Origin of the sequence: Xanthomonas vasicola, assembly GCF_000772705.2 — a bacterium.
In the GTDB taxonomy this organism is placed as follows: Bacteria; Pseudomonadota; Gammaproteobacteria; order Xanthomonadales; family Xanthomonadaceae; genus Xanthomonas; species Xanthomonas vasicola.
This window is the reverse complement of record NZ_JSBW02000076.1, coordinates 1-7,626: the sequence shown is the minus strand read 5'-3', so window position 1 is coordinate 7,626 and position 7,626 is coordinate 1. Positions and strand designations below refer to the sequence as shown.

Genomic DNA, 7,626 nt, shown 5'->3' with positions numbered 1-7,626 from the left:
ACAGATCGCGGCGCTCGTCGCGGGCGGTGAGTTGCAGGCCCGACACCACCGACGGCGGCAGGCGCGTGTCGCGCAGGTTCATGTCGCCGGTGGCCACCGGGTCCAGCAAGCCCACCGCCTGCGCGGTACGCCCCGATGGCACCAGCGGCGGGTGGGTGGGGGTGAGTTTGAGGATTTCGCCGTCTGGGCCACGGTCGATCTTCATGTCTTTGGGATTTTGGATGCCGCGCTCGTGGACCATACGAGTGAACATTGCTGCGGTGACCGCGCCACGGCTGAAGCCGGTGGAGGCGATGCTTATCTCGGCTTTGGGATCTTCGATCTTCCAGTCGTTGGCTTGGTTGATGAACTTCAAGTACATCTCTTCCATCCGTGGCCCATAGCTGTAGCCCAGGCCACCGTCGAGGTTGCGGGTAAAGGCATCGTCCTGGGTGCCTACGCCTGGGACGTAGTAGCCATTGATATTGCGGAAACCAGCGAAGTTGGCTGCTTGCACTTGATCGTACATGATGCCGATATTGGTGATGTGCTCGGGATCCTTGTTCTTGTCATTGCCGGTGCCATCGAAGCAGGCGACGAACAAACGGGTGTGCGGATTGTTCTGACTGACCAACTGCGGTGCCTGGAACTGCGCCAGCGCATGGCGGCTTTGTTGATAGACAGCCAGATCCTGTGCAGTCGCCGGAAAGGTTTCCACACCGTCGGCCCATGTCCTCGTATCGTTACGCTCATTATCCATTGCACGCCCCTTGGCGAATCCGCCATCAGTAGGTCTTGGTGTAGGCGAGGATCAGGTCGTTGCGAAAATAACTATATTCGTTGCCCGGCTTCTGCTGGACAGTCGTCTGCACCATCGCCTTCATATACACATTGATAGTGCGGTCGTTTACTTCCAAAATGATATCGGGAGAGATATCGGCCTGCAGGATCGGCGGCAGCTGTTCCTGTGGCACATGGTGCAGCACCACCTTGTCCTTAAATATGGTATCAAGGTCGACTAGCGCATGATGCGGCTGGCCGTCCTTGGAACGCCACGTTACCTCGGCAGGGGGCGGGAAGTGCGGGAAATTGCGGATGCCGATCGTACCAGCGTGCATATTGTCAGGGTAGATATCGCCGAGGGAGGCAGAGGAAATCTGTTTGACATCCTCGGGATAATTTGCCTCGTATCTTCCGTTGTAAAACACCTTGCAGCCATACGTATCGTAGCAGCCCGCCCCAAACGCATGTTTACTGAACGGAATCGGCTTGCTGGTATCGATATGCACGGTGTTATGGGCATCGACGGGAATATTGCCGATCAGGTGAATACCGGATGGATCGTTGGTCGGTGTATTCATGCGCGAACATCCACTCAGAGGGGGAACGAAGACGGCGCACAGCAGCAGGGGAAGCGCTGCGCGGTGCTGCGGGAAGCAATGCGGTCGCACAGCCATGGGGCCACCTGCTGGAAGGGAATGCTAGCCTACTACAGCCTGCTTCCCGGAATATGCTCAGCGCACGCAATTGCCCTTGTTGTCCTGTGACCTGCAAAGCGATACGTGGCAGCGCGCCCTCGCTTCCATCCGTGGCCCATCGCTATAGCCCGGGCCACCGTCGAGGTTGCGAGTGAAGGAATCGTCCTGAGTGCCTACGCCTGGGACGTAGTAGCCGCCGATATTTTTGACATTATCAGTTTTCGCCGTTTGCACATGATTATTCAAAATACCGATATTGGTGATGTGCTCAGGATCCTTGTACTTATCGTTGCCGGTGCCGTCGAAGCAGGCAACAAACAAACGGGTATGCGGATTCTTCTGGCTGACAAGCAAGGGCGCTTGGAACTGAGTCAGCGCATGGCGGCTCCGTTGATAAGCAGCCAAATCCTGTGCAGTCGCCGGATAGGTTTCCACACCATCGGCCCATTTCTTCTCGTCGTGACGCTCGTTAGCCATTACATGCTCCCTGGCGAATACGCCATCAATAGGTCTTGCTGTAGGCGAGGATCAGGTCGTTGCGGAAATCGCTGTCTGGGTTGCCCGGCTTTTGCAGCACGGTCGTCTGCACCATCGCTTTCATATACACATTGATGGTGCGGTCGTTCACTTCCAGGATGATATCCGGAGAGATATCGGCCTGCAGGATCGGCGGCAGCTGTTCCTGCGGCACATGGTGCAGCACCACCTTGTCCTTGAAGATTGTATCAAGGTCGACCAGCGCATGGTGCGGCTGGCCATCCTTGGAGCGCCACGTCACCTCGGCAGGGGGCGGGAGGTGTGGGAAGTTGCGGATGCCGATCGTGCCTGAGTCAAGGTTACCTGGGTAACCATCGCCTAGCGACGCTGACGAGATCTGTTTGACATCATCGGGATCGTGGGCCTCGTACCTGCCGTCGTACAGCACCTTGCAGCCATAGGTGTCGTAACACATCGCCCCGAACGCATGGTCGGCGAACGGAATTGGTTTGCTGGTATCGATATGCACGGTGTTATGGGCATCGACGGGAATATTGCCGATCAGGTGAATACCGGATGGTCGTTGGTCGGTGTATTCATGCGCGAACATCCACTCAGAGGGAGAACGAAGACGGCGCACAGCAGCAGGGGAAGCGCTGCGCGGTGCTGCGGGATGCAAGGAAGTCGCACAGCCATGGGGCCACCTGGGAAAAGTAGAGGGGACGTCTGCTACCGATCGATGCGGTCATCGTAACGCGGTGCTGGCGCGGCTCGCGTGCGCGCGCCATCTCCTGTTCGTAGCAGCGTCGTCCTGCATTGTCATCCGCGTCTGCGCCGTGGTCGCTTCGTCGGCGATGTGGACGTTTTTCTCCCTTCGCCCATGCGTGCGGTGTCCCGTTGCTACCGCGGCGGCGGGGGCGAGAGCGTAGCGGGTGTGCCGATGCTGCCGACCGACTGGTGGCAAAGCTTGGACTGCAGCAATGCTTGACGCTGCGTTCGTGGTCAGCGAGCGCTTTCTCAGTCGTCCGCCAAGCTCCATGACATCGGCCCATCTCCTTGCGCGCGGATCGATCGTTCCATTTCATTTCGATATACCAGTACATAAATTCTTCATTGGCTGGCGCAGAAGGACTCGCCTATACCTGTCGACCAGATCGCACGCTGAAGCGCACGTAACGTCGGGCACGCGATCGGCGGCCAAGCTGCCTGCTGGGGAGAAATGACGGGCGGCATCGCCCGTTTTTTGCGTGATCACGCCGCGCGTCTGCGCTGCGACAACCCGTTTCAATCGTCTTGCGTCCTGGGAGGGATTTAGATGTACCAGTGTTCCAGCCATGCCTCGGCAGGTACGGGCGTGCTCGCCCGCGGTTTGCCTTCGTTGCGTTACTCCGCCATGGCCATCAGCATCGGGTTATTGCTCGCTGCGCCGGTCTATGCGCAGCAGGCGCAGTCGTCCCAGATTGCCTCCTCGAGCAGTGCGAGCAAGGCCACCGACCTGGACGCGGTCGAAGTGCGCGGCGTGCGCGCCAGCCTGATCAAATCGCAGTCGATCAAGCACGATGCCGAACAGATCGTTGATTCGGTCAGCGCCGAGGATATCGGCGCACTGCCGGACCGTAGCGTCACCGAAACCCTGCAACGGGTGAGCGGCGTGACCATCGATCACTTCATGGCGCGTAACGATCCGGACCATTTTTCTGCCGAAGGCAGCGGCGTGATGATCCGCGGCATGACCCAGGTGCGCGGCGAACTCAATGGCCGCGACAGCTTCAGCGCCGCCAGTGGCCGTGGTCTGAGTTTCGAGGATGTGCCTGCCGAACTGATGGCGGGCGTGGACGTCTACAAGAACCCGTCGGCCGAGATCATCGAAGGCGGTCTTGGCGGTACGGTCAACCTGCGCACGCGCATGCCGTTCGACCAACCTGGCCGGATCATCGGCGCGACCGCTGACGTGAACTACGGCGATTTCAGCAAGACCTACAAACCATCGGGCTCGTTTCTCTTCAGTGATCGCTGGAATACCGGCCTCGGCGAGATGGGCGTGATGGTGGATGTGGCGCATTCGGAACTGGCCACCCGCAGCGATGGCATCCAGGTCGAGCCGTTCGTGCGGCGCACCGATGCGGCGCTGCTGGAAGGCACCAATTTCGACAAGGTCTATGTGCCCGGCGGCGTCAACTGGCGGCAGCTTGATTTCGAGCGCAAGCGCAACGGCGTGGCCGGCGCGTTCCAGTGGCGCCCCAGCGACGACACCGAGATCTATGTGCAGTACATGCGTTCCAGCTACGACATGAACTGGCAGGAGCGCGCAGCATTTTTCAACGACGACACCAACGCGATTGCGCCGGCGCCCGGTAGCCAATTTACCTACGATGCCGACGGCCGCTTCGTCAGCGGCTCGCCGACGTCCAGTTCCTGGCGCGGCAACGTCACCGGCAACGATGGCGTGCGCTTCTACACCAACAACCGCTACTCGCAGCAGACCACGACCACCTCGGATTTGTCCGGCGGCTTCACCCACAAGCTCACCAGCAACCTCACCGTGCGCGGCGACATGCAGCTGGTGCGCTCGGAGAGTGATTCGCTGGACTTCACTCTGTTCGACTCGATCTATCTGCCGGGCCTGAATGTCGATCTGAGCGGCAAATATCCGTCGGTGGCGATTGCCGACAGCACCTACACCAGCAACCCCTCCAATTATTTCTGGAGTGCGGCGATGGACCATCTGGCGAAGAATCGCGGCCGCGAGTTGGCCACGCGCTTCGACCTGGAATACGCCTTCGACGACAGCTCCTGGCTGCGCACGTTCCGTGCCGGCATCCGCGCCACCGACCGCACCCAGATCAACAAGAACTCCGGCTACAACTGGGGCGTGATCAGCGATAACTGGGCGCAGATTCCCGGGACCGCAAATGGGACCGGCCTGGCCGATCTGGCCACCTACATGACCGGCACCTCGCAGCTGTATTCGTACTCCGATTTGTTCCGCGGCAAGATCGATGTGCCCAACAGCCTGTACTTTCCGAGCACTGCCGCGGTCAAGGATTACGCCGGCACCTCGAAGATGATCGAGCAGATTGTGGCGCTGCGCGGGTCGGGCTGGGCGCCGGACAAGTACCAGCTGCAGGACATCAATCGCCAGTTCGAACGCACCCAGGCCGCCTACGCGGTGCTGTACTTCGGCAACGACGAAGCGCTGGGCGTGCCGGTAGACGGCAACATCGGCGTGCGCATCGTGCAGACCAGGACCGAGGCAAATGGCTACGGCCAGTTCCCCGACCTGTCGGGAAGCGCGGGTTTGGAAGCGCTGCGGGAGCAGTACACCGGGCAGTACTTCGCCAACAATGCCAAGGGCAGTTATACCAACGTGCTGCCGAGCTTCAACATGCGCTTCAAGTTCTCCGACGCGCTGCAGTGGCGCATTGCTGCGTCCAAGGCGATGGCACGCCCGGACTACACGCAATTGCAGCCGTACTTGTTGTTGGCCGCAAACACCGAGTCCAACGGCACGGTGTCCAGGTGGACCGGGACCGCCGGTAATCCGAACCTCCAGCCGATGAAGGCCAACCAGTACGACACCGCGCTGGAGTGGTACTTCGACACCAGCGACATGATGTACCTGACGCTATTCTACAAAAGCGTCAAGGATTACTTCTCCAACCAGACGGTCACCGAAAACTACGGTGGCCAGGACTGGTTGGTGACGCGTCCGTACAACATGGACAAGGGGCGCATCCGCGGTTTCGAATACGGCTATACGCAGTTCTTCGATTCCTGGCCGGGTTGGCTGAGCGGCTTCGGCGTCAATGCCAACTTCACCTTCGTCGACAGCAGCGGCGGCGTCAACACCGCCACCGACCCGTACACGCAGACCACCGTCACGGGTGTGAGCCTGCCGCTGGAAGGTCTGTCGCGGCGTAGTTACAACCTGGCCGGCATCTACGAGAAGGGACCACTTTCACTGCGCCTAGCCTACAACTGGCGTTCGCGTTACCTGCTCACCGCCAGCGACGTGTCGACCAAGTTGCCGACCTGGTCGGACGATTACGGCCAACTCGATGCTTCGGCGTTCTATCGCTTCAACCCGCATGTGCAGCTTGGCGTGCAGGCCAACAATCTGACCAACACCGTGACCAAGGTGTTGATGGGGCCGACGTCCTACACCGGTGGTGATGTGGACAACCATCTGTACACGCGCAGCTGGTTCGTCAACGACCGGCGCTACTCGCTGGTGTTGCGCATGAACTGGTAAGTGCGCGCAATCACGCCGTCAACGTGTGCGGGCTCTCAGAGTTGAGCCCGCACGCCTAGCCCGGCGCTCTGGCCTTGTGATGCCGGAGTCGGCGGGTTTTCTGGCGTTGTTATAGGTTTAGCGAATACCTTTCCAGGAATATTTCATTGGTCTGGCACGACGGTCGCACCCTATGCTCCGCCGAAGCTACGAGGTAAGCCCGCTCGGGATTACACCGCATCCACGCAGCCCCGGCCCTTGTCGGAGGCGGATGCCAAGCCAGCACCAACGACGGGTAGGGCGTTCGCGCACCGGTCCGCTAAAACTAGAAGTACATGCGTCCTGGGAGGGAGCACCATGTCAGTGCAACATCGCCACATTCCGGCAGGCCGGACTGTGGGTCAGCGTTCGACCCGTGATTTCCGCCGCTCCGTGATAGCCATCAGTGTGGCCACGCTGCTGAGCGCGCAGGCCTATGCGCAGGATGCGACCACCACTGCTACCCCGGCATCGGATGCGACGACGCAACAGCTGGACACCGTGCAGGTCACCGGTACCCGCAGCAGCGTCACCAAGGCGCAGCTGGTCAAGCAGAACGCTGAGCAGATCGTCGATTCCATCGTTGCCGAAGACATCGGCAAGCTGCCCGACAACAACGTGGCCGAGGCGTTGCAGCGCATCTCCGGCATCCAGATTTCGCGTAACTACGGCGAAGGCAGCTCGATCGCCATTCGCGGCCTGACCCAGGTGCGTACCGAACTCAATGGCCGTGACATCTTTACCGCCAACGATGGCCGTGGCCTGAGCTTCGAAGACGTGTCGGCCGAATTGCTCGGCGGCGTCAACGTCTACAAGAATCCGTCTGCCGACATGATCGAAGGTGGCCTGGGCGGCACCGTCGACCTGCGCACGCGCCTGCCGTTCGACTACGACGGCCGCAAGATCGCCGGCAGCGTGCAGTACAACTATTACGACCTCGCCGACGAGGGCAAGCCGGCGTTCTCGGGCTTGTTTAGCAATCGCTGGCAGACCGGTATCGGCGAGATCGGCATCCTGGTGAACTACTCGCAGCAGACCAGCCCGTTCCGTCAGGACACCATTTCGATCGAGCCGTGGTACGGACAGACCGAGGATATCCCCGGCTACGAAGGCCAGCAGGTCTTCGTTCCGCATGGCGCCGGCATCAACACCACCGTCGGCGAACGCGAGCGCAAGACCGGCGCGTTTGCGATGCAGTGGCGCCCGAACGATGCGGTCGAGATTTACACGCAGGTGCTGCGTTCGGAATACGACTTCAGCTGGCACGATTATTCGTTCTTCGCGCTGACCGGTGCTAAGGATGGTCTGATCAACGCGACCGGAAAACGAAGCAACCGCATCCGCCGCGCTGAGGGCGCTCAAATCGCCGATTTTTTGCCGGTTTCGGCCGTTTGCGGGGTGTTGCCTGGGTTACAGGCACAG

6 protein-coding genes are annotated in these 7,626 nt (G+C 60.3%); 2 read left to right on the top strand and 4 right to left on the bottom strand.

What is annotated here, in order from left to right:
* From NX05_RS18550 to NX05_RS18535, 4 genes are all read right to left on the bottom strand, one after another.
* The coding region (locus NX05_RS18550) for a phospholipase effector Tle1 domain-containing protein (RefSeq protein WP_162231370.1) at positions 1 to 739 on the bottom strand (739 nt) is incomplete at its 3' end.
* 25 nt (positions 740 to 764) lie between these two features.
* Positions 765 to 1,340 (bottom strand): hypothetical protein, encoded by a 576-nt coding sequence (locus NX05_RS18545; protein WP_039434499.1) that lies wholly within the window; start codon positions 1,338 to 1,340, stop codon positions 765 to 767.
* A 153-nt stretch (positions 1,341 to 1,493) separates the two neighbouring features.
* Positions 1,494 to 1,934 carry a DUF2235 domain-containing protein gene (locus NX05_RS18540; RefSeq protein WP_080764622.1) on the bottom strand — a complete coding sequence of 147 codons (441 nt, stop codon included), beginning with the start codon at positions 1,932 to 1,934 and terminating at the stop codon, positions 1,494 to 1,496.
* A gap of 25 nt (positions 1,935 to 1,959) precedes the next feature.
* Positions 1,960 to 2,544, bottom strand: a complete 585-nt coding sequence (locus NX05_RS18535; protein WP_230597805.1) for a hypothetical protein — start codon at positions 2,542 to 2,544, stop codon at positions 1,960 to 1,962.
* A 705-nt stretch (positions 2,545 to 3,249) separates the two neighbouring features.
* Here NX05_RS18535 and NX05_RS18530 point away from each other — a divergent pair.
* Together NX05_RS18530 and NX05_RS18525 are read left to right on the top strand one after the other, a co-directional pair.
* A complete protein-coding gene (locus tag NX05_RS18530; protein WP_039438436.1) occupies positions 3,250 to 6,186 on the top strand; it encodes a TonB-dependent receptor in 2,937 nt (978 codons plus the stop codon).
* A gap of 336 nt (positions 6,187 to 6,522) precedes the next feature.
* A partial coding sequence (locus NX05_RS18525) for a TonB-dependent receptor (RefSeq protein WP_253956543.1) occupies positions 6,523 to 7,626 on the top strand: 1,104 nt, incomplete at its 3' end.

Excerpts from the sequence above, each read along its gene's own strand:
- NX05_RS18530 (WP_039438436.1), top strand. The coding sequence starts at position 3,250 with ATGTACCAGTGTTCCAGCCATGCCTCGGCAGGTACGGGCGTGCTCGCC.
- NX05_RS18545 (WP_039434499.1), bottom strand. The coding sequence starts at position 1,340 with ATGAATACACCGACCAACGATCCATCCGGTATTCACCTGATCGGCAAT.
- NX05_RS18540 (WP_080764622.1), bottom strand. The coding sequence starts at position 1,934 with ATGGCTAACGAGCGTCACGACGAGAAGAAATGGGCCGATGGTGTGGAA.
- NX05_RS18535 (WP_230597805.1), bottom strand. The coding sequence starts at position 2,544 with ATGTTCGCGCATGAATACACCGACCAACGACCATCCGGTATTCACCTG.